At 38.7% G+C, this 21,372-nt stretch carries 19 protein-coding genes and 4 pseudogenes; 19 read left to right on the top strand and 4 right to left on the bottom strand.

Annotated elements, in window-relative coordinates:
* Positions 1 to 533: 533 nt before the first annotated feature.
* The 6 genes from B1K71_RS09505 to B1K71_RS09530 all read left to right on the top strand — a co-directional run bounded on the left by B1K71_RS09505 (position 534) and on the right by B1K71_RS09530 (position 4,230).
* The gene (locus B1K71_RS09505) at positions 534 to 947 is read left to right on the top strand and encodes a RidA family protein (protein WP_077326303.1); all 414 of its coding nucleotides are present in this window, start codon (positions 534 to 536) and stop codon (positions 945 to 947) included.
* A 103-nt stretch (positions 948 to 1,050) separates the two neighbouring features.
* On the top strand, positions 1,051 to 1,218 hold the full coding sequence (locus tag B1K71_RS19900) for a hypothetical protein (protein WP_175631882.1): 168 nt from the start codon (positions 1,051 to 1,053) through the stop codon (positions 1,216 to 1,218).
* Between the two features lie 148 nt (positions 1,219 to 1,366).
* A complete protein-coding gene (locus B1K71_RS09510; protein ID WP_077326305.1) occupies positions 1,367 to 1,603 on the top strand; it encodes a DUF6429 family protein in 237 nt (78 codons plus the stop codon).
* Between the two features lie 51 nt (positions 1,604 to 1,654).
* Entirely contained in the window at positions 1,655 to 2,050 is a 396-nt protein-coding gene (locus B1K71_RS09515; RefSeq protein ID WP_077326307.1) for a VOC family protein, read from the top strand.
* A gap of 677 nt (positions 2,051 to 2,727) precedes the next feature.
* A complete protein-coding gene (locus B1K71_RS09525; RefSeq protein WP_077326311.1) occupies positions 2,728 to 3,561 on the top strand; it encodes an alpha/beta hydrolase in 834 nt (277 codons plus the stop codon).
* Between the two features lie 195 nt (positions 3,562 to 3,756).
* Complete coding sequence (locus B1K71_RS09530) at positions 3,757 to 4,230, top strand: GNAT family N-acetyltransferase (protein ID WP_077326313.1); 474 nt, start codon at positions 3,757 to 3,759, stop codon at positions 4,228 to 4,230.
* Between the two features lie 183 nt (positions 4,231 to 4,413).
* Here the strand turns inward: B1K71_RS09530 and B1K71_RS09535 are convergent, their stop codons facing one another.
* Complete coding sequence (locus B1K71_RS09535) at positions 4,414 to 5,670, bottom strand: MFS transporter (protein WP_077326315.1); 1,257 nt, start codon at positions 5,668 to 5,670, stop codon at positions 4,414 to 4,416.
* A 123-nt stretch (positions 5,671 to 5,793) separates the two neighbouring features.
* Between B1K71_RS09535 and B1K71_RS09540 the strand changes: the two genes are divergently transcribed.
* Together B1K71_RS09540 and ltrA are read left to right on the top strand one after the other, a co-directional pair.
* Positions 5,794 to 7,002, top strand: coding sequence for a helix-turn-helix domain-containing protein (locus B1K71_RS09540; protein ID WP_077326317.1), 1,209 nt, complete (start codon positions 5,794 to 5,796; stop codon positions 7,000 to 7,002).
* Positions 7,003 to 7,826: 824 nt separating this feature from the next.
* Complete coding sequence (gene ltrA, locus B1K71_RS09545) at positions 7,827 to 9,635, top strand: group II intron reverse transcriptase/maturase (RefSeq protein ID WP_175631833.1); 1,809 nt, start codon at positions 7,827 to 7,829, stop codon at positions 9,633 to 9,635.
* Between the two features lie 375 nt (positions 9,636 to 10,010).
* Here ltrA and B1K71_RS20400 read toward each other — a convergent pair.
* Together B1K71_RS20400 and B1K71_RS09555 are read right to left on the bottom strand one after the other, a co-directional pair.
* Positions 10,011 to 11,399 (bottom strand): annotated as a pseudogene (locus tag B1K71_RS20400) (IS4 family transposase).
* Between the two features lie 320 nt (positions 11,400 to 11,719).
* On the bottom strand, positions 11,720 to 12,166 hold the full coding sequence (locus B1K71_RS09555; protein ID WP_077330159.1) for a MarR family winged helix-turn-helix transcriptional regulator: 447 nt from the start codon (positions 12,164 to 12,166) through the stop codon (positions 11,720 to 11,722).
* A gap of 160 nt (positions 12,167 to 12,326) precedes the next feature.
* Here B1K71_RS09555 and B1K71_RS09560 point away from each other — a divergent pair, with 160 nt between their 5' ends.
* The 6 genes and pseudogenes from B1K71_RS09560 to B1K71_RS20140 form a co-directional block, all read left to right on the top strand.
* Positions 12,327 to 12,755 carry an organic hydroperoxide resistance protein gene (locus B1K71_RS09560; RefSeq protein ID WP_077326319.1) on the top strand — a complete coding sequence of 143 codons (429 nt, stop codon included), beginning with the start codon at positions 12,327 to 12,329 and terminating at the stop codon, positions 12,753 to 12,755.
* Entirely contained in the window at positions 12,755 to 13,780 is a 1,026-nt protein-coding gene (locus B1K71_RS09565) for an NADP-dependent oxidoreductase (RefSeq protein ID WP_077326321.1), read from the top strand. Before B1K71_RS09560 ends, B1K71_RS09565 begins: the two co-directional genes overlap by 1 nt.
* A 42-nt stretch (positions 13,781 to 13,822) precedes the next feature.
* Positions 13,823 to 14,752: an NADP-dependent oxidoreductase gene (locus B1K71_RS09570; protein WP_077326323.1), complete on the top strand. Its 930-nt coding sequence runs from the start codon at positions 13,823 to 13,825 to the stop codon at positions 14,750 to 14,752.
* A pseudogene (locus tag B1K71_RS19650) lies at positions 14,718 to 15,072 on the top strand (aldehyde dehydrogenase family protein). The gene B1K71_RS09570 and the pseudogene B1K71_RS19650 overlap by 35 nt, the downstream one beginning before the upstream one ends.
* Before the next feature lie 190 nt (positions 15,073 to 15,262).
* A complete protein-coding gene (locus B1K71_RS09575) occupies positions 15,263 to 15,901 on the top strand; it encodes an SDR family oxidoreductase (protein ID WP_077326325.1) in 639 nt (212 codons plus the stop codon).
* A 123-nt stretch (positions 15,902 to 16,024) separates the two neighbouring features.
* A pseudogene (locus tag B1K71_RS20140) lies at positions 16,025 to 16,711 on the top strand (NADH-dependent flavin oxidoreductase); the annotation flags it as partial.
* Between the two features lie 50 nt (positions 16,712 to 16,761).
* Here the strand turns inward: B1K71_RS20140 and B1K71_RS20145 are convergent.
* A pseudogene (locus tag B1K71_RS20145) lies at positions 16,762 to 17,010 on the bottom strand (diadenylate cyclase); the annotation flags it as partial.
* 343 nt (positions 17,011 to 17,353) lie between these two features.
* On the opposite strand from B1K71_RS20145, the gene B1K71_RS09590 reads away from it, so the two are divergent.
* From B1K71_RS09590 to hflX, 5 genes are all read left to right on the top strand, one after another.
* Positions 17,354 to 17,803 (top strand): Dps family protein, encoded by a 450-nt coding sequence (locus B1K71_RS09590; RefSeq protein WP_077326328.1) that lies wholly within the window; start codon positions 17,354 to 17,356, stop codon positions 17,801 to 17,803.
* Positions 17,804 to 17,823: 20 nt separating this feature from the next.
* Positions 17,824 to 18,759, top strand: a complete 936-nt coding sequence (miaA, locus tag B1K71_RS09595) for a tRNA (adenosine(37)-N6)-dimethylallyltransferase MiaA (RefSeq protein ID WP_077326330.1) — start codon at positions 17,824 to 17,826, stop codon at positions 18,757 to 18,759.
* Positions 18,760 to 18,800: 41 nt separating this feature from the next.
* A complete protein-coding gene (gene hfq / locus B1K71_RS09600; RefSeq protein WP_077326332.1) occupies positions 18,801 to 19,025 on the top strand; it encodes an RNA chaperone Hfq in 225 nt (74 codons plus the stop codon).
* Positions 19,026 to 19,136: 111 nt separating this feature from the next.
* The gene (spoVK, locus tag B1K71_RS09605) at positions 19,137 to 20,057 is read left to right on the top strand and encodes a stage V sporulation protein K (RefSeq protein WP_077326334.1); all 921 of its coding nucleotides are present in this window, start codon (positions 19,137 to 19,139) and stop codon (positions 20,055 to 20,057) included.
* Positions 20,058 to 20,136: 79 nt separating this feature from the next.
* The gene (gene hflX, locus B1K71_RS09610; RefSeq protein WP_077326336.1) at positions 20,137 to 21,369 is read left to right on the top strand and encodes a GTPase HflX; all 1,233 of its coding nucleotides are present in this window, start codon (positions 20,137 to 20,139) and stop codon (positions 21,367 to 21,369) included.
* Positions 21,370 to 21,372 lie beyond the last annotated feature (3 nt).

A 21,372-nucleotide genomic window follows, 5' to 3' on the forward strand; every position in this document is an offset into this window, starting at 1 on the left:
CCCTAATAAGGAACAGAATCAGTATCGTAAATAAGGTGCACCCCGTTAAGTAAGAGGAAGTTATTAGCGAGAAGGTTTATTAATGTTAGACTAAAATCAGAATTGTTTATTGATTTATTTTTGTTTCCAGGGGGCGATGGGGATAAAGACCATAAAAGATTTTTATAAATGGTTGTTTGATAGTCGTTCAAAAGTTGAAAATGATCTGGCAAGTAATTTAACAATTCCATTCATATTTATTTTCATATTCTATACTTTCAATTTACTTTCTTTCGATCCTTTTCTAACGGGATTTCTTCTTTCCATACCTCTTTTGATAATTATGGTGTTAGTTTCAAGGGTCATCGAAACAGTATTTAGGAAACTGTTGGGTGAAAAAAACAAGAAAATAGGAATTGGTTATACTTATATTTTTATGGTTTTAATAGGTTACTTTAGTTCAAAGTTATTTTAAGATTTCGATATAGGGTAGTTGTAATCTTCTGCAATACGATCGGGTGCAAATCCGGAATAAAAGGGAAGGAAGAATGGTAATGAACAATAAAATATCACTAATTCATTCTGAGAATTTAGCTCAAACTGATTACGCATATGCTAGTCGAGTGCCTTCGGGAATGGATTTACTATACTTAGCAGGGGCTTGTCCACTTAATAAAGACGGAGAAATACTTAATTTAAATGATTATGAACTTCAGGCAAAAACCTGTGTTGGGAATTTGGTAGAAGCATTAAAAGAGTGTGGTGCTTCACTGAATGATGTTGTATACACTAGGGTTCTTGTAGCATCACAAAATCGTTCAGATCTAGTAATTGCATGGGAAACAATAAGGAATGAATTTGGTGACCATGACGTTCCAAGCACCTTATCAGGGGTAACAGTATTAGGATATAAAAATCAACTAGTGGAAATTGAATCTGTAGCAGCAATAGAAGCACCTTTAGAATAGATGATATGGTTAACAAATTCTTCAATTATCGGGCGCTTATCAGGAACAAGAATGTCGTCCCTATTGGCTCGGCCATATTGTTGTAGAAAGGAAAGGGTAACTTATGGAGATAATTTTAATATTTGTAGCCGGAGTAATGGTTTTAATTATAGCTGTAATTGCAATTCTTAAAAGCGTAACACACAGGATAAAAACTCCAAATGATGATTTAAAAGAGGAGATTTCAAAGCTAGAAAAAAGGGTCAAAGACCTTGAGAATAAAGAAAGATAATAATTTACCTTTGTTCCAGAAAAGGGGCGCGCTTATGAAGTAACTCCACATCCTAATCCTTCTATAATACTTTTGTGAGATTAGCTGTTTCTATATAACTTCTTCATCTGTAATAGATGGGAAAAGTAAAGGGAAGGGCGTTTTTAATATGAAAGATCAAATTGACGAACTTACATTACTTCTATTGTATTTAACTTCGTTTCCAGATGATTACGGTTTAGGAGAAGCCCAGAGAAGCTGGAAAGGTTATCCTTTTGAGTCATTGAACGAATTGAACGATAATAATTACATTGTTGGAAGCAAACGGGCAAAATCTGTCCATCTAACCGAGGATGGAATTAAACAAGCTCAAGAACTGATGAAAAAATATAATATTATGGATTAGACGTGAAAAAAATAAAGGCAGTTTAACAGAATAAAGAGGGAGGGCTATTTCTTGTCAAAAGGATTGCTTCACCATATTGAGCTATATGTTTCCGATTTAAAAAGGTCAATAGATTTTTGGGGTTGGTTTCTGGAAGAATTGGGATACAGCCCTTTTCAGGAATGGGAAAGTGGAAAAAGTTTTAAAATGGGGGATACTTACATCGTATTTGTTCAAACAGAAGAACGGTTCCTGGACGTTTCATATCATAGATGTCGAGTAGGTCTAAATCATTTAGCATTTCACGCAGAATCACGCCAGCACGTTGATGATATGACTAGAAAATTAAAAGATAAAGGAATTACTATTCTTTATGCTAATCAGCATCCATTTGCTGGAGGAGATGATCATTACGCTGCTTACTTTGAAGACCCAGACAGATTAAAAGTAGAACTTGTAGCACCTTAACAGTTCAACAATAGGGCGCCATTCCGGAATAAGGATTGCGCTGTATTGTATATAAGATTAGATAGATGTTGGGCTTGAAATATCAATAATATTGAATGTCTGTGTAACAGTGAGACGGAATTATAAAGGTGGGGGAATTGATGTGAATGATCAGAAAAAAAGTCTTTATTTCTATATGACAGTTGGGTATATCGGTCTTCTCCTAATTGGATTAGCAGCTATGAGATATATATCAGTTTTACACGACACGCTGGGACAGAGTTTTGCTTTATTTGGCTTTATATTCGTAATAACCTATTTAAGGTATACGGAAAAGAAGATGGGTGTTAGCAAAAGGGAATTCATTATAAGTAAAGTTATCTTTGTTGTTGTATTTTTAATTCTTTCAATTTGGTTATATTTTTGATTAGTTGTCTTTAGCAATACCATCTATTATTGGAAAACGATTATTCCAGAATTGGGCGCATATCCGGAGTAAGGGGATTTGCGCTTTTTTGTCATGACAAGGACCAGATTGCGGAAGATCGTCCCTAAGAAAATTAAATAGTTGTGTTAAAATAAATGGAGGTTGCGAACGATTACTACACTTAAACTAGCGCAGCAGAAAAGTTGAAGTAGGTACTGCTAATTAATGTGTTTTTTAGTGAACACATTAGACAAAGAATTGGGAGGCAGCAATGAATTCTAAGGTAATTACATTGGAAAATCAATTAAATGTAAAAGTTAATATGTGGGGAGAAAATCATAAATCATCGGTAATACTGTTACATGGTTTAGGGAGCACTGGGGAAAGTTTTGATGAACTGGCAACTATACTCAGTCAGGACTATAATGTATACACTTTTGATCTACCCGGCCATGGAAATTCAACATATTTTAATTATGAAGATTTTTTCTCTATGGAGTCATTAGCAGATTGGGTAAAGGAAGTTGTTGATTACATAAATGTAGAAGACTTACATATTGTTGGTCATTCTGTTGGAGGATACATCGCTCTTGCTTTTGCAAGAAAATATATCTTAAATTCATTAGTCCTACTTGACGGGGGATATATTCGAGCAAAAAACATTCCGGAAAACACTCTCGAAGAGGAATTAAGGATGACTGCACAACATATTGAAAAATTCACTTTTTCCTCTTGGGAAGAATACGAGAAAGATCTATTCAATGATGGAATGTCCCAAAGGTTAGTTGAGTTATCAAAAGGTAGTATGAAATGTGAAAATGGGCTAATTAGATTGATTGTTAATCCTGAGGTAGCAAAGTATATCGTCAAACAGAAGTATAATGAACCAACAAATGAAACACTATTGGATGTCAATTTGCCAGTATTATTACTAAGAAGCACCATACCCCAAGAATTTAATATTGTTAGAGATAGTGAAACAAACCGTGTAAATCAATTTTTAAATGCAAGTGTGGTTGACGTAAAGGATGCAACACATGACATTTATTGGGACAATCCAGTATTTGTAAGTGAACAAATCAACAACTGGATTTTAAACCATTAATCTGAATCGTGGTTATTCCACTAAAGGGCGCTATTCCTTAATAAGTAATAGCGTCAATATCGCATATAAGGGCCATTATGTTGAACAAGGAAATGAATTGGTAGTAGGCATATCAAGGTGGTTTTACACGATAAAATATATTGCCTTGGGAACACATGTTTGCTAGAATAAAGTAAACGACAGAGGGTGAGTTTAATGAGCAATTTAGTGCTTCGGAATGTGATTGAGGATGACCTTCCTATTTTTTTTAAGCATCAGCGGGACAGTGAGGCAAACCAAATGGCCGCCTTTACAAGTAAGGACCCTAATGATTGGAATAGCTTCGCTGAACACTGGAACAAAATACTTACGAATACGAATATTATTAAGCAAACGATCATTGTTGAGAACACCGTCGTTGGCCATATTGTACACTTCGAGCAGTTCGGAGAACCAGAAGTAACCTATTGGATTGGAAAGGAATACTGGGGTAAGGGAATCGCAACCAACGCTTTACGAGAATTTCTAAAACAGGTTTCAATTCGTCCACTTTATGCTCGCGCTGCAAAAGACAATACTGGATCCATAAAGGTTTTAAAAAGATGTGGGTTCATGATTTCGGGTGAAGACAGCGGGTATGCAAACGCGCGTGGTAAGGATGTTGAAGAATTTATTCTCACCCTCAACTAAAGAAATTCAAACTATAGTGTTTATTCCTTTATAGGGCGCCATTCTTGAATAAGAATTGGCGCCTAGTTCTACACCTAAAGGCAACTTTACTGAACAGTTATTTTGTATTAATAAAACCCAACCTTTAGGTGAAATTATTAGAACAGCAATTCATAACAATCATTATAATTTTTGTAGGCACTGTTAACTTTTTGTATCAAGGTTGCGTATTTTTGTATTCTGCAGACTGAACAATGCGATACCTAAAGTCCATAAAGCTGCAAAGGCAAACAAATAAGAAATATTGATCACTTCTCCAATCCCCCCTGCAATTAAAGTACTGATAGGCATGGCAAGCATTGCCATTGACATCATTAATCCCCTAATTCTGCCACGGTATTCATCAGAAACAAGCACGAGTTGTGCCGACATTATTAATACGGATGATAAGGATGTAAAAAACGTTTGGATTATTTGAAAGAAAACGGCCATTAAAAGCATTTTGGAAAATGCAATTCCAAAAGTAGCCAAAGACGCAATCAAAAGTGAAACCCCCAATAAAGGCCCGGCTTTAAAACGCTTATCAAAAAATCCGGTACAAATGCCACCAAACATTGCTCCGATAACAGTTGACGCTTGGATTATACCATAGGCAGTTGCTCCGCCGTGCAGTTGCGTTTCAACAAACGCTGGGTAAAGTGGCCCCATAAAAGAGGTAATATTAACAAGAAAAGCAAGCCAAATTAGTGTTTTAAGAGTTGGGTGTTTATCCATATACTTCCACCCACCCTTGATATCAGATATCATGGAGGATTTATTACTTTCCGCAGCCAGAGTTATCTCTTTCTTTGGAATTCTGGCAAGTAGTATACAAATAGTAACAATAATAAAGGTCAAGGAATCCCCTAACAATGCCCAGCTGGATCCTATGGCCGCAATCGCAACTCCAGCTATCCCTTTACCAATAAGATTTGCTGATTGTACGACTGTTGAAAAAATACCGTAAGCGGAAGTTAATTGCTCCTTTCCCACAATTGCAGGCATTATAGAAGTTTCGGCAGGGCCAAGAAAAACAGTTAATCCGTTCAAAATTAAAATGGAGGCCAAGGCAATCCACAATGGCAAATGACCAACAGTAAAAAACACTACTGAAACAAGGGCAACAACAATTGCTGAAAATAAATTCGTTGTCCACATGATTGTTTTTCGATCCCAACGGTCTGCCACCGCGCCCGCCACGGGTGACATGATAACGGAAGACAATTGGGCGGCCACACCTATCAAAGCACTTTGAAAAGTTGATCCACTTTGTGCATAAATTACCCACATCACTGCGACATCGAAAATAGCATCTCCGATAACAGAAATCGACTTTCCCGACCATAGAAGCATCAACGTTTGATTTTTAAATAAATTTCGGTAGATATGTGACCTTCGTTCAGCAGTAGCTTGATTTGCCATTAAAATATTCTCCCTTTCAAAAAAGTTTAATTAAATTAAACTTAATATAACATAGTAAATACTTTATTTTCAACGGGAAGTTTAATAAAATTAAACTAACGAAAGACAATCGGAGTGATTATAATGGACTCAATTGGAACCCGTATCAGAAACTTACGAAAGAAAAGAAAATTAACATTAGAAGCTTTAGCAGGTCAGCAAATGACAAAAGGAATGCTGAGCTTAATTGAAAATGATAAATCAAAACCGTCCATGGAGAGCTTGACCCACATTGCCGCAAAACTGAATGTTGGAGTGAATGAACTACTTGAAAATATCAGTACAGTGGAAGTAAGAGAATTGTTAAACGAAATTAAAAAGGCCTTTCATGAAGAGGAATATGACACAGTTGTTAATCAATTAAAGAACGTTGCGATAGAAGACCTTCCCTTGGCATATGAATCTGGAAAGTTGTTGGAGGTTTACAACAAGGCATGTTATTTTACGGGAAAAAAAGAATGGAGAGAAATATGGCAGAGGGCCGATGATATATTTATGACCTTAAAACTATATAATCATTCTGCTAAGCTGAATCATTTTCTGGTTTGGACAGAAATGAATAAATTCCATTACGAAACTGCATTGGAATTATTAATGGAGAAGAAAGAAGCCCTTAAATATGAGCAAGCGGAGTTAGATATCATTGTTGAACTTGATTTTAAGTGGAATGAGATCATTCTATTATTTTCGATTGATAAATATGATGAGGCTTCAAAAAAGCTACAAGAGGCGATTTCACTTTCTAAAGAAAGAAATGTTTATTACCGAATTGAAGAATTATATAGATTAGCGTATTTTTATGCAATGATGAATGATAAAGAAGAAGATATGGGGTTCTATTTAGGTAAGCTTTCCTTATTGGCAGACTTTACAGAAAGTGAAAATGCAAAATCAAATGTATTAGCCTTACGAATTCATTATTACAACTCGTACTTAAAAGAGTATGACCTTGCCATAGAATTGATTGACAAGTTTTACTCCTTATATGGAGAAGACCTTAAATATTTTTATGTGATGGAAAAAGGAAAAGCACTGTTTGGTAAGCAAAAGTATGAACTAGCTTTGAATTACTTGCTAGAATTTGAAGAAGTCACTGACTGGAACCACCCTTTTGACTTATCACTTATGTATGAAGTCCATGCTTATATTGCAAGATGTTACTTGAAACTCAATGATGTTTCTAAAGCAAATGGTTATGCCAAATATGCAGTAGATAAGGTTGACCACTTCCCTGAAACCCCATCTAAAAAATTTATTGATGAAACCATGTATCTTGTTAATAAAGGTAAATAATTAGGGGTCACTGAGTAAATTTGATTAAAATATGTTTCACCCTAAGAGAGTTTTCCCAAATTTAATTTTGGAAAAGATTGAAGACTTATTTACATTGTGTTCGTCTTAAGCAAACGGGCGCGCGCGACAAGTTCCGCTATAAACCCTCTCAAGGGTGAACATGCGGGGAATTCTATTAATTTTAACGTTACAACGGAGGATGGGAATGATGGAACCATGTTTCCTGAAACCATCCCATCAATATTCCTGCGTGCGTCATGAATGACAGTTCATGGGGTACGAAGCACAGGTAGAGTCGGCAGAAGGAAGGCTAAATCCATTCCAATTGGAAAAGGTATGCTAACTGATATGCCGGATGGCTGAAAAAGTAGACACGGTGAGAATGTTCCACTAGAAGCGAACTGACAAACTTCCGAATGTAAGGGTCTAAAGTTTGAACATAGTGTAAAGCTATGTCCCAGCTAACGTTGGGGCGAGTGGTGTAGAGTAAAACTGCGCCCTCTGAAATACGCTATACCGAACAATGGCGGTATCGTGCTCGCAGGCTTAAAGGAAGCACCTACGTCTAAAATGGATAGCTACGTTGTAAGGTACTTGGGAAGTAAGGAACGTTGAAAGAAGGACTGTCATCCGAAACGTTTGTAATAAGGCGAAAGTCGAAATACATTTATCCTTGCGAAGGTAGGGGTACGACTGATGAATCTCTGTAATGGGAGTGGAGGAACAGCCCCAAGTCTAGCGAATTAGAATGATTATTTTCTTCACGTGAATGACACCGATCGGGTAGGAATGTGGGAACATCACTCTTTGGGAGGGATGCCACAGTGTCAACTTTGAGATATTGGGATTACTACAATATGACGGAAACTTTTACGGATTTACACAAGAGGGCTAGTAACAACCATTCATTTAACCATTTATATGAAATGATTACATCACGAGAGAACATTATACTAGCTTATAGGATGGTCAAATCTAATAAAGGGTCGAAAACATCTGGCACAGATGGAAAAACCATCAAAGATATCAAAAGGCTTACGGAAAATGAATTAGTGAACGTAATTCAAACAAAACTAAAAAACTATCATCCTAAGAAGGTCAGAAGAAAATGGATTGAAAAGGAAAACGGTAAATTAAGACCACTTGGCATTCCATGCATTCTTGACCGTATCATTCAACAGTGTTTTAAACAAGTTCTTGAGCCAATTGCTGAAGCCCATTTTTATAAACATAGCTATGGATTCAGACCGTTACGGTCTACTCATAATGCTATGGCAAGAGTACAATTCCTAATTAATCAATCGCAGCTTCATTATGTTGTGGACATTGATATCAAGGGGTTTTTCGATAATGTTAATCATACACTTCTCATCAAACAGTTATGGAATTTAGGCATCCATGATAGAAAAGTATTAGCTTGTATATCTAAGATGCTAAAAGCTGAAATTGATAAAGAAGGAGTGCCATCTAAAGGTATACCCCAGGGCGGTATCTTATCAACGATATTATCGAACGTTGTATTAAATGATTTAGACCAGTGGGTTGCAGATCAGTGGGAGTTTTTCCCCCTCTCGAAAAACTATAAATCTCAAGTTGGAGAAAGATATGCGAAGAAACGTTCAAACCTCAAAGAAGGTTACCTCGTCCGCTACGCGGACGATTTTAAAATTCTCTGCCGAGATGGAAAAACAGCCCAAAAGTGGTACCATGCAGTTAGATTATATATTAAAGAACGTTTAAAACTGGATATCTCACCAGAAAAGTCGCAGATTGTGAATTTGCGAAAAAGAGAATCCGAATTCTTAGGGTTTACCATTAAAGCCAATATAAAGAAGGATAAAAGGGTTGCCCATACAGGCATCAAACGTAAGAAACGGGAGAAACTTAAAGAACAAGCTAAAATGCACATCCGAAGGATGAAAGACTCCCCTACAGTCCAAAATGCTTTACGCTTTAACAGTTTTGTTTTAGGTATTCACAATTATTTTAACAGAGCTACACATGTCAATCCAGAATTCTCACGTCTTGCCTATGATCTAAAGGCCTTTCTGTACAATCGCCTTCGTACTGTTGGGAAATATGGACATCCAATCAATCCTACTTCAACCTATAAGAAGTTTTATAGTAAAGGATTTAAAACGTTCAAAATTGCCACTGTACACCTGTTTCCTATAGGAAACGTCAAAACAGTAAATGCCATGAACTTTAGTCCATCATTATCTCTTTTTACAGAAGAAGGCAGAAAGAAAATTTACGATAAATTAAAGCCAAATATTGAATTTGAAATCAGCGTACTAATGAAGGCAAATCTCCCAGATAGAACAGTTGAGTACATGGATAATCGCATTAGTCGTTTTAGTATGAAAATAGGCAAATGCGAAATCACAGGTTGGAATTTAACTGCTTATGAAGTTCACTGTCATCATTATACACCCAAACATCTTGGAGGAACGGATAGGTTTAACAATCTTCGTATTCTTCATAAAGACATACATCGGCTTATACATCGTAAAGATAACGAAATAATTGCATCCGAGACACAGAAATTCGGATTGAACTACTCAATAATAAAGAAACTAAATCAATACCGAATGGAATGCGGGCTGGAAGAGGTAGAATTATCTCACGTCTAAAAGTAACGAAGAACTTATAATCAATTATAAATCGGTAGATGGAGCGCCGGATGCTGGGAAACTGGCACGTCCTTGGTGTGGAGCAGGGGAAAAGCTGGAGATAATTTCAAAGGCTTACCTATTGCTAACTATTCCCTAACAAATAATGGCGCCAATATTGCATATAAGGGCCAAGAAGTTGAATAAGATATGTTAAAAATAAATGGATTGGTATTTTAATTGAATGCATAAAAAAACAGTACTTTAAATAGAGAAAATGATAAGCTTTTAACGATAACTGAGGAAGAAAAGTAGTTTAACTTAAGTAACTCAACTTTCGGACACATTAAATAAGCTTCGAGCCTTGATATGAAAAGGCCAAAGTGAATTAATTTATCAGGCTGCATCCTGGGGAAGCAGCGGTTGTCGCAAAAAATTCGGCAATCTATTAAAAAAGCGATCTAAAAATTGTTCAATTTGTTCATCGGTTAGAAGGTAATCCTCAGCTAATACGGATCCCAATAATTCCAAGATGGTCAGAAGTGCTTCGGCAAAGCGAATATCTCCTATTTCATCGCAACATACAAAGAACAATTGACCAATGGTTCTGGGATCTTCTTCTTCTCGAGAACTGACGGCAAGCATCATGTAGCGCAAAAAAACAATGGTTGTGTGCGCGGTCAAGAAATCATAGCTGCGACATTGGAATTCTTTGGCCAACTGTAAATGGGATTTTGAAACCTTGAAAAAACATTCAATCGCCCAACGCTTTCCATAGATCCGCACAGCGTCTTCTTCTGAATGGTCAAGGTTCGTGGTAATCAGAGCCAACCATTTTTTCGAACGATTTCGGTCACGGACAAAAATAATGCGGCCTTGGACTTCTTCGCCGTTCCCGTCATGACCAAGGCCTACTACAAGTGAGGCTAGGATTTTCGCGCGACCACGCTTTTTGCGAACCTTTTTGTAAAGCTGATTCAGCGTGTAACTTTCTCCTTCATACGTGTAGTGAATCTTTGGTGAGTTTTTGATCATGGATACAACGTGAAGCGGATAATGGGTCACTATTTGTTTAATGATGCGTGGATATGCAAACCAACTATCAAAGAGAATCGTCTTTGCGCCAAGCTTCACGGGGTTGATCTCGTCTAACAGGGTGAACATGGTCTCGGTCCCTTTTTTCAGCGCTTCTTGTCAACGACGATAACCAACTGTTCGTTTATCAATGTTGGGATTAGCCTCCTGATAACGATTATTGGCTTTTCTGGAACTCAACAATGAAAAGACAAGCGGCATAAAAGTAGCGCCATCCGACCAGCCCAGTGTAAGCATACGAAACCCTTTGACATACAGTCCCGTTGTGTGGTCTTTGACACGTGAAAGTAGTTCGACAGCTTTACTGCGATTACGATCGTATGTAGAATCATCCAAAATCAGAACGCGATCCCGGTCCTTGGAAGTTAGTGGACGGATATACTTCTCAATGAGATGCGAGCTTACGCTAACAAGTAACTTACGCCAATTATAGGTAGATCGTTCCAAAAGTTCGTATACCGCGTCCTTTTCTGGAGCATGAGGATTACGACCAGATTCAAGCGTTCGATAAAGATTTTTTCCTTGAAGGACAAGGGAAAAAATAAATTGGACAATATCGCGTGCTGCGATTCCTTTTTCCTTATGAATATTGGACTGATGCAAGAACGTACCAATTTTGGCTTGTTTAAAAAAGTGTACCACCCGAGAATTTAATTTTTCATTTTGATTCGAATTTGGTAAACTAGCCATAGAAAACATCCTTTCTTTGGTTGTGGTTTGGTTACCTTAATTTTACCAAAGAATAGGGTGTTTTTTTATACTTTTTGATAGTTAAGTTGCTTTAAACCCAGGTCTTATAATGGCGCAGTCCTATTTTTCAACTCCGAAAGTTGAGTTAAGTAAGGAAAGAGGTGAGGGGTTGTCACCTTTTTGTTGTTCATTTTGGATTTTTTTCAGGAGCATCAGCCATCCCGGATACAAAAATATTCTAGTAAGCGAAAGACATTTAAACTGTAAAAAGGAAAGAGGGGCCTGTTACCTTTTCTTTCCTTTTTGCTGAAGCACATGATCTACTCTGTATTCGCTTGCTGAATTTGCTGTAATAAATTTGTGAAGTCGAAAAGGGTCTTCGAAAATTCCTCTTCACTGAGACCACTCTTTTTAATAAGCTTACCGGGAATTTCCGCTGCCGTTTCCTTTAATTGTTTTCCTTCTTCAGTTAAGGAAATTAATACACGCCTTTCATCATCGGGATCTCGTTTTCGGTATGTTAACGCTCTTTCTGTAAGGCGCTTGAGCACTGGGGAAAGTGTTCCGGAATCGAGAAAAAGACTGTCTCCCAACTCCTTCATTGTACAGGATTCTTTTTCCCACAAAACAAGCATGACAAGATACTGTGTATAAGTTAAATTGAGTTCTTCCAAAAACGGACGATACAATTTATTGATTTCTCTTGATAATGAATAGATAGAAAAACACAGCTGGTTGTTTAATTTTATTGCTTCATCTTTCTCCATAACATTCATCCTTTCAGTCCTTCTCTATTTTAAACTATATGGAAGTTCATGAAATGTCAAACTGGTTTTTTGACGAGAGGAACTTTTTATGTTTTAATAAGCATTGCACAATTATATTGGGCACAATTAAATTAAGCAAAATTAAATTGAGGTGATTAACATGAATGCTTTATATACTGCTTCATCCACTGTCAGAGGTGGACGTAATGGGCGTGTGATTTCAGATGATAAGATAATTGATATGCCATTAGTAATGCCTAAATCACTTGGCGGTGCTGGGGGAGAAGGGACCAATCCGGAACAATTATTTTCTGCTGGGTATGCAGCCTGCTTTGACAGTGCGTTGAATTTGGCTGCCAGAAAGCAACGAACTAAAATTGGCGAAACAGAGGTGAAAGCGCAAGTATCAATAGGAAAAGATACCGATGGAGGTTTCGCTCTTACTGTTGCATTGGATGTTAAAATTCCAGGGGTTGAACAAGAAGTAGCTGAACAACTTGTTGAATCCGCCCATCAAATCTGTCCATACTCCAAAGCAACCAGGGATAATATTGCAGTCGACTTGAAGGCTAAAGGGGTGGAAAGATAATGACATTAAAAGAAAAATTGAAAAATAGTCAGATTCTATTGGCAAAGCGCCCAAAAGGGATGCCAACAAAAGAGAATTTTACATTTAAAGACAGTCCTGTACCACAACCGGAAGAAGGAGAGGTTCTTGTTAAAACAATCTATTTATCTGTTGATCCGTATATGAGGGGCAGGATGGATGATGCAAAATCGTATGTGAAACCTTTCGAATTAAATGAGATGATCTGTGGCGGAATTATTGGAGAGGTCGTTTTATCTGATTCAGATCAGTTAAGCGTCGGTGATAAAGTAGTCGGGACGCTCGGATGGCAGCGATATAACGTTATTCAGGAATCCAAGGTACGTAAAATTGATGAAACAATCGCTCCTCTGACCGCATACCTGAGTGTCCTTGGCTTAACTGGCTTGACTGCTTATTTTGGTCTGCTTGATATTGGTCAGCCAAAAGAAGGGGAAACAGTTGTTGTATCCGGTGCAGCAGGAGCGGTTGGTATGATCGTTGGACAGATTGCCAAAATTAAAGGAGCTCGAGTTGTCGGAATTGCTGGTTCCGATGAAAAGACAACCTATTTAAAGAAGGAACTTGGCTTTGACGAAACGATTAACTATAAAACCTCTCCAAATATGGAACAGGCGCTTGAGAAAGCCTGTCCAAATGGAATAGATATATATTTTGACAATGTCGGCGGACCAATTTCTGACGCAGCGATAAATCTATTAAATGAATTTGCACGCATCCCTCTTTGCGGTGCGATTTCGTCTTATAACCGGACTGACGGTGATCTAGGTCCAAGAATTCAGACAAAACTCATTAAGAGCCGTGGATTGATCAAAGGCTTTATCATTGGTGACTATGCTGACCGTTTCAGTGAAGGTATCCGAGATCTTTCAAGCTGGTTAGCCAAGGGAAAACTGAAATATGAAGAAAATATTGTGGAAGGATTTGAGAACGTACCAGAAGCTTTTCTCGGGTTGTTTAAAGGTGAAAATCTTGGCAAGCAACTCATAAAAGTCGATGGGGAATAACGAATTAGGAATAAGGAAATGCATGATGAAGGAGGACCCAAATTGAAAGCAGTTATTATTGAAAAATACGGCGGGATTGATGAGTTAAAGTATACGGAAATAGACGAACCAAATTTGAAAGACAATGATGTTTTGATTGAGATAGCAGCTACGTCCGTAAACCCCGTTGATTGGAAAATACGTGAGGGATATCTGAAAGGAATGCTGGATTATAACTTTCCGCTTACTCTCGGTTTGGATGCCGCAGGAACAATAAAAGAGTTAGGAAAAAAAGTGACGAAATTCAGGGTCGGAGACAAGGTATTTACCCGGCCGGATATAACCCGTAATGGAACTTATGCGGAATATGTAGCTGTTGATGAAAACCTTGTTGCAAAAAAACCGGAAAATCTATCTTTTGAAGAAGCTGCATCAATTCCGCTTGTTGGATTAACATCGTGGCAATGTCTTGATGACTTTGCTGACATCAAACAAGGTGACAAAGTGTTAATTCACGCTGGATCAGGGGGAGTTGGAAGTTTTGCCATTCAACTCGCAAAATCCTTGGGTGCCTGGGTGGCAACGACTTGCAGCACGAAAAATATTGAATTTGTTAAATCGCTGGGGGCAGACAAAGTTATTGATTACCGCATCGAAGATTTCACACAGGTTCTTGCCGATATGGACATTGTGTTTGATACGCTTGGTGGTGATATCCAGACGCAAAGTTATGATGTTTTAAAAGAAGAAGGTGTTCTGGTTTCTATTGCTGGTCAGCCTGATCAGGAATTAGCCCAAACGAAAAAGGTGAAGGCGGGGTATGTTTTCCTTGAACCTGATGGTGAACAGCTTGCCAAGATCGGGGAAATGACTGAACAAGGAAAGATCCGTGCAAATGTAGGGACAGTTATGAAACTTGAGGAGATTCAAGAAGCCCACCGATTAAGTGAAACACATCATGCCAAAGGAAAAATTGTCCTCCGTGTGGGGTAAGGGAAGTGGACAGATTTTACAAACGAATTTTTTCAGAGAAAGGAGTGACATCACCAACGATTCACCGTATGGCTTAAGCGGAGCCGTCCATTCTTATTCCTTAGAACATGGGGTAAACATCGCTAGAAGACTTCATATCGGTATGGTTCATGTCAATGATCACCGTTAATGACGAGTTCCACGTCCCGTTTGGCGGGGAAAAAGAATCAGGTCTTGGTCGATTTAATGGGAACTGGATTCTTGACGAATTCACAACAGTACAATGGGTATCTGTCCAACACGAAAGACGCGATTATGGTCTTATTTTGATTAAGGGCTAGCGTGGTAAAATAGAATAAAAGTTCAATATCGCATCCATACTTGATGAATTCGGTATTGATAGCGTATAAGAGACTGCTTAATGGAATTGATTCGATTGTTTAATCCTATTAGAGAAGACAAATTTAAATATTAGGATGAAAAGTAACCGCCAGTTGGAGCTGTGAAATTATTATAAGAGGAGCTGTTGATATGAAAGTATTAGTGATCGGTGCATATGGACAAATTGGGCAACATATTTTATCTGTCCTGGACAAGAGCGAACATCAAGCAAAGGCGATGATTCGCAACGAAAATCAGGCGAATGAACTAGAACATTTAGGGGCGGAGGTTGTTGTTGCTGATTTAGAGCAGGATTTTTCTTATGCTTTTGACGGTTGCGATGCGGTGATTTTTACCGCTGGTTCCGGTGGCCATACCGGTCCTGAAAAAACGGAATTGGTGGATCGCCAAGGTGCTATGAAGGCGGTGAACGAGGCAGAAAATAATCATGTAAAGCGTTTTATCATGGTCAGTTCGATGAATGCTGATACCCCTGATAATGGCCCGGAGTCCATGAAATATTATTTCAAAGCAAAAGGCGATGCGGACAAAAACCTGCAATCCAGTCATTTGAATTATACCATTCTCCGTCCCGGAAGGTTATTAAACGAACCTGCCAATGGGACCATTACCGCGGCGGAACATATCGAAGACCGTTCCAATGGCATTCCGCGTGCTGATGTAGCGCAAGTTGCTGTCACTTCACTAGATACAGAAAATACATCCCATCGGGTGTTTGAAATTCTGTCAGGCGATGTTCCGATTGAAGAGGCACTAAGGAATGTCTAAGGAATTTGCGAGTAATGAAAGTATTTATATGATTTGCGATTGGTTGTTTTTATTATAGGAAGGTACATTTATTTTTGTAAATAATCTTTTTTAAGGTGAAGTTATAAAGGGGAGGCAAAAACATTGAATGAAAAATACCAGCTATTATTTGAATCCTTTTCTTTTCCAAATGGTACCCGATTGAAGAATCGTATGGTCATGGCCCCCATGACCAACTGGTCCTCAAATTCGGACGGAACGGTTTCTGATGATGAAGTGAAATATTATAAACGTCGTTCAAAAGGCGTCAGCATGGTCGTCACAGCCTGTGCCAATGTGACAGCAGGCGGCAAAGGCTTCTCCGGCGAAATTGGCGTGCACAATGATGATATGATCCCGGGATTAAGAAGGTTGGCGACAACGATTCAAGATCAAGGCGCCAAAGCGGTCTTGCAAATTTATCATGGTGGACGGTTGTGTCCACCGGATTTAGTCCCAAATGGGGACATTGTCAGTGCTAGTGCAGTTCCGGCAGGAGAGAACGAACCGGTTCCCCGTGCATTAGAGGATGGCGAAATTAAGGAAATCATTCATGCGTATGGGGAGGGCGCCCGTCGAGCCATTCAAGCCGGATTCGACGGGGTTGAAATCCATGGAGCGAATGGATACCTGATCCATCAGTTCTTTTCTCCTCATTCAAATCATCGTGACGACCACTGGGGTGGAAGCCTGAAAAAACGAATGAACTTTCCATTGGCTGTCATCAATGAGATCCAGAAAAACGTGGGTGACCACGCAAAAGATCCATTCATCGTGGGGCACAGGACAAGTGCATCACTTATTTCAGACAATCCAATGGCAGCTCTGTGCCTTGTACCAAGGGTTCTCTCCCTTGGATTTTGTTGCGAGAGTGGAAGAATATTTCCGGCTGATATGATTGTATTCCTTTGAATTAATACAGCTCCGTCGTGCAAGGGGCTCCCTGGATAAAATATAGATTCTAATAAAGCATATGAGAGGTCCGCATCAACAAGGGTGCCGGAATGCATAGCTACCTCCAGTGAATTTTTCCTTTGAATGGTTATTAATGCAACTGAAAAATGAGTAGTGTGCTTAAGGGGCAAAATCATTGATTAAGTCCTGGCCCTGTTGGGTCATTAGTGCAATTGATATAGGCGATCCCCAGGTTGAACCGTATAAATCATTGTACCGTATATATAAACAAACCTTACTCATCCTTTTTTTGTCAAAATCAAATACAGTTTCACTACCCAATATATTGTAAAAAATGGTTTCCATTACTATAAGTTACAAAACGATAACGACTATCCTGATTACATTATGTTAAAATAAATGCAGGTTGAAAAGCTTAACATCAAAAATACGTATAAGCAGCTTGAATTATACGCATCATGCATACCTGCATAAATCTTCACTTCTCGTACATACTAACGGTATTGCGAGGTGTGTCAAATGGAAAATCAAAAACTTATAAACTTTTTAAATCAATTGCTGTCCAACTACTTTGTTATGTATGTGAAATTACACCGGTATCACTGGTTTGTCCAGGGAAGACATTTTTATCAGCTGCATGCAGTTTTTGAGGACATGTATACGGAAACAGCAGAAGACCTGGATGAAATCGCTGAGCGGGTACTAATGATTGGCGGAAAACCGCTTGCTACCATGTCAAAGTATTTAAAGGAAGCCACATTGGAAGAAGCAACTGCTGATGATAAGGAAGATGAACTGATCGCACAGCTGATTCGCGATTTCACACTGCTAATTGAAGAAATCAAGAAAATGGGACTTCCGGAAGCATCTGAACAGAAAGATGAACCAACTGCTGATTTGTTAATAACTTTACAAGGAAAATTGGAGAAATCTGTGTGGATGCTTCGCGCTTATAATGCGTATGAATAATAAATAATAGGGGAATGCTGATGAAAAAAACAGTCATAGCAGTCGTTGGGCCGACAGCTGTCGGAAAAACGCGACTTAGCCTGGAGATTGCCAAAACATTTAATGGAGAGGTGATCAGCGGCGATTCGATGCAGGTTTTTAAGGGTATGGATATTGGAACTGCTAAAATCACCAGTCATGAAATGAAAGGTATCCCGCATTACATGATTGATATCAAAAATCCGGATGAGCCTTTTTCGGTTGCCGACTTTCAAAATCATGTACAGCACCATATCGATGCTATTAGTTCACGAAGTAAGCTCCCAATTATAGCAGGGGGGAGCGGTCTATACATACAAGGTGCATTATACAATTATAATTTTTCTGAACAGCCAAGGGATGCAGAGGTTACTGACAGACTGGAAAGGCAATTGAATCGTGATGGCGCTGGCTCTCTTTATAATCGGCTTAAGATAACTGATCCGCAGCAGGCTGCCAAAATTCATCCTAATAATCATCGACGCGTTATCCGGGCACTCGAAATTTTTGAAACAACCGGGAAAACAATGACAGAATATCAGAATGAACAAGTTGCTGAATCATTGTATAACCCGATATTAATTGGCTTGGAAATGGACCGGGAATTGCTGTATAAGCGTATAAACTTGCGGGTAGATGAAATGATAAATGCCGGATTAATTGAAGAGGCAGAATATTTTTACCGGCAGGGACTAGCAGATTATCAATCCATGAAAGGCATTGGCTATAAAGAATTCATCCCTTATTTTAAAAATGAACAAACACTGGATAAGTCGGTTGAATTATTGAAGCGGAATTCGCGAAGATACGCGAAAAGACAGTATACTTGGTTTAAAAACAAGATGCATGTAAACTGGTATGAAATGACCCCGGAAACAATTGAGGAAACATTTCGAAAAATTTTGCGTGATTTAGCAGGAATGTTGGAAGAAATATAGAATTAAATATATGTAGATAGAAATAGAGGAGGAAATTATTCATGGCACAAACAGTAAATATTCAGGATCAGTATTTGAATCAGCTTAGAAAGGAACACGTTTCTGTTACTGTTTTTCTAACAAATGGGTTTCAATTAAGGGGCATTGTCAAAGCATTTGATAACTTTACCGTACTTTTGGAAACTGACGGAAAACAGCAATTATTGTTTAAACATGCAATATCCACATTTGCACCTGTTAAAAACGTATCGATTGAAAAAGAATAACATAAAAGCGGAGGCGTACATTGACGCTTCCGTTTTTTTTGTTCCTATAATAGGCGATTGTCACAACTCCATCATGTGTGGCGTATACTAACGTGACTGAGGGGTGATGATGTGGAATCGCAAAAGCTTCGAAACCGAAATGGCCAAATCAACATTGTTCTTCAAAAAAACGATGTGGCTGTTGAAGAAACATCTACTGGAAATGATCCAGATAATAATCCTTTTTCACATATTGACAGCGAGTTTTCATCATTCATTGGGATGACAAATTTGAAAAAGACGATTAAGGAAATTTATGCAACGATTGTGATGAATGAAAAGCGAAGGCAAATGAATCTATCTGGTAACAAGCAGGTTCTTCATATGCTATTTAAGGGAAACCCCGGAACAGGAAAGACAACAGTGGCAAGGAAACTGGCAAAAATGTATTTTGACATGAATTTGTTGTCAAAAGGGCATTTCATCGAAGCGGAGCGGGCGGATCTGGTCGGTGAATATATCGGGCAAACAGCACAGAAAACCCGTGCCATCATTCAAAAGGCAATGGGCGGGATTCTGTTTGTCGATGAAGCATATTCGCTTGCACGGGGCGGTGAAAAGGATTTCGGCAAGGAAGCAATTGATACACTTGTGAAACATATGGAAGACAATCATAATGATTTTGTATTAATTTTGGCGGGATACCCGTATGAAATGGACCGATTTTTAACACTTAATCCCGGATTGAAGTCACGATTTCCGTTTATTCTTGACTTTCAGGATTACGATCTGGAACAGCTTTTAAAAATCGCTAAGCAGATGGTTCATGAGCGGGAATATGAATTAACAACGGAAGCAGAATGGAAATTGAAAAAACATTTGCGTCAGAAGAAACAGGAAACCTATCGCAACTTTTCCAATGCCAGGTATGTGCGCAATATTATTGAGCATTCCATACGCTTGCACGCTGTTCGACTCCTTGGCAAGGAACACTTTACAGTTGATGATCTGATCCAATTGACTGGAGCTGATTTGTCACTGGATGAGGCTTAAATTGTGATTGAATAACTTCTTTGCTATGATTTAGATAGATGTAAGCATGTATCTAACATAGAAAGAGGTTATTGTATTTATGTCAGAGCCCATACTGATTATCGCGGTTAAAAAACCGGAACATCAAGACAATCGATTTCAATCTTCACTGGATGAACTGGTATCCCTTTGTGAAACGGCTGGGGGACAGGTGGCGGAAGTAATCACCCAAAACAGGCAGCGGATTCATCCTGCATATTATATCGGTGAAGGTAAAATGAATGAAATTAAACACATGGCTGAGGAATTACAAATAGAGCTGATCATTTCCAACGATGAACTATCTCCTGGTCAATTGCGTAACCTATCCGATCATATTGGAGTCCGGGTTATCGACCGAAGCCAGTTGATTTTGGATATATTTGCCCAGCGCGCACGGACAAAAGAAGGCAAACTCCAAGTGGAACTGGCGCAGCTTGAATATTTACTGCCCAGACTGCATGGGCAGGGTACGGAAATGTCCCGGCTAGGTGCCGGTATTGGAACACGCGGACCAGGGGAGACAAAACTCGAAACTGATCAGCGTCATATCAGGCAGCGGATTGTAGATATTAAACGACGGCTGAAGGCAGTTGTCCAGCAACGTGAGCAATACCGGAAACGTCGCAGGACAAATGAAATTTTTCAGATTGCAGTGGTAGGCTATACCAATGCTGGTAAGTCTACCTTATTTAATCAGTTAACAAACAGCGGATCTCTGGTGGAGGATCAGCTTTTTGCAACACTTGACCCATTGACCAGAAAGATTCAGCTTCCATCCGGTTTTCAAACGCTGCTTACAGATACGGTTGGATTTATTCAGGACTTGCCCACATCACTCGTTGCATCATTCAAATCAACATTGGAGGAAGTGACAGAAGCAGATTTTATTCTGCACGTTGCAGATGCGGCAAACCCCGATATGGAACAGCACCACAAAACGGTAAATCGTCTGTTGCGGGACTTGGAAGCTGATAACATTCCCATGTTGACCGTTTATAATAAAAAAGATTTACTTGAGGATGATTTTATTGGTATCAATCATCCGAATATCACGATTAGTGCTTTGGAGGATGCAGATATTACCCGCTTGCTTTTAAAGATAGAATCAATCCTGAAAGATGCATGGGAATGGTACCAGGTTCAAGTATTGCCTGACCAGGGGAAAACATTGAACAGGCTGAAGCGCAAGACAATTATAACCGGTCAATCGTTTCAAGAAATACAAAATGAATATATTGTCGAAGGCTTTATGCGGGAGAATCACCCATTAAAAAGTCTTATGAAGGAGTAAGAA

Origin of the sequence: Virgibacillus siamensis (genome assembly GCF_900162695.1) — a bacterium.
In the GTDB taxonomy this organism is placed as follows: domain Bacteria; phylum Bacillota; class Bacilli; order Bacillales; family Amphibacillaceae; genus Lentibacillus; species Lentibacillus siamensis_A.

Excerpts from the sequence above, each read along its gene's own strand:
- hflX (WP_077326336.1), top strand. The coding sequence starts at position 20,137 with ATGTCAGAGCCCATACTGATTATCGCGGTTAAAAAACCGGAACATCAA.
- B1K71_RS09575 (WP_077326325.1), top strand. The coding sequence starts at position 15,263 with ATGAAAGTATTAGTGATCGGTGCATATGGACAAATTGGGCAACATATT.
- hfq (WP_077326332.1), top strand. The coding sequence starts at position 18,801 with ATGGCACAAACAGTAAATATTCAGGATCAGTATTTGAATCAGCTTAGA.
- B1K71_RS09560 (WP_077326319.1), top strand. The coding sequence starts at position 12,327 with ATGAATGCTTTATATACTGCTTCATCCACTGTCAGAGGTGGACGTAAT.
- B1K71_RS19900 (WP_175631882.1), top strand. The coding sequence starts at position 1,051 with ATGGAGATAATTTTAATATTTGTAGCCGGAGTAATGGTTTTAATTATA.
- B1K71_RS09540 (WP_077326317.1), top strand. The coding sequence starts at position 5,794 with ATGGACTCAATTGGAACCCGTATCAGAAACTTACGAAAGAAAAGAAAA.
- B1K71_RS09535 (WP_077326315.1), bottom strand. The coding sequence starts at position 5,670 with ATGGCAAATCAAGCTACTGCTGAACGAAGGTCACATATCTACCGAAAT.
- B1K71_RS09555 (WP_077330159.1), bottom strand. The coding sequence starts at position 12,166 with ATGGAGAAAGATGAAGCAATAAAATTAAACAACCAGCTGTGTTTTTCT.
- B1K71_RS09590 (WP_077326328.1), top strand. The coding sequence starts at position 17,354 with ATGGAAAATCAAAAACTTATAAACTTTTTAAATCAATTGCTGTCCAAC.
- B1K71_RS09505 (WP_077326303.1), top strand. The coding sequence starts at position 534 with ATGAACAATAAAATATCACTAATTCATTCTGAGAATTTAGCTCAAACT.
- B1K71_RS09565 (WP_077326321.1), top strand. The coding sequence starts at position 12,755 with ATGACATTAAAAGAAAAATTGAAAAATAGTCAGATTCTATTGGCAAAG.
- B1K71_RS09530 (WP_077326313.1), top strand. The coding sequence starts at position 3,757 with ATGAGCAATTTAGTGCTTCGGAATGTGATTGAGGATGACCTTCCTATT.
- B1K71_RS09525 (WP_077326311.1), top strand. The coding sequence starts at position 2,728 with ATGAATTCTAAGGTAATTACATTGGAAAATCAATTAAATGTAAAAGTT.
- miaA (WP_077326330.1), top strand. The coding sequence starts at position 17,824 with ATGAAAAAAACAGTCATAGCAGTCGTTGGGCCGACAGCTGTCGGAAAA.
- B1K71_RS09510 (WP_077326305.1), top strand. The coding sequence starts at position 1,367 with ATGAAAGATCAAATTGACGAACTTACATTACTTCTATTGTATTTAACT.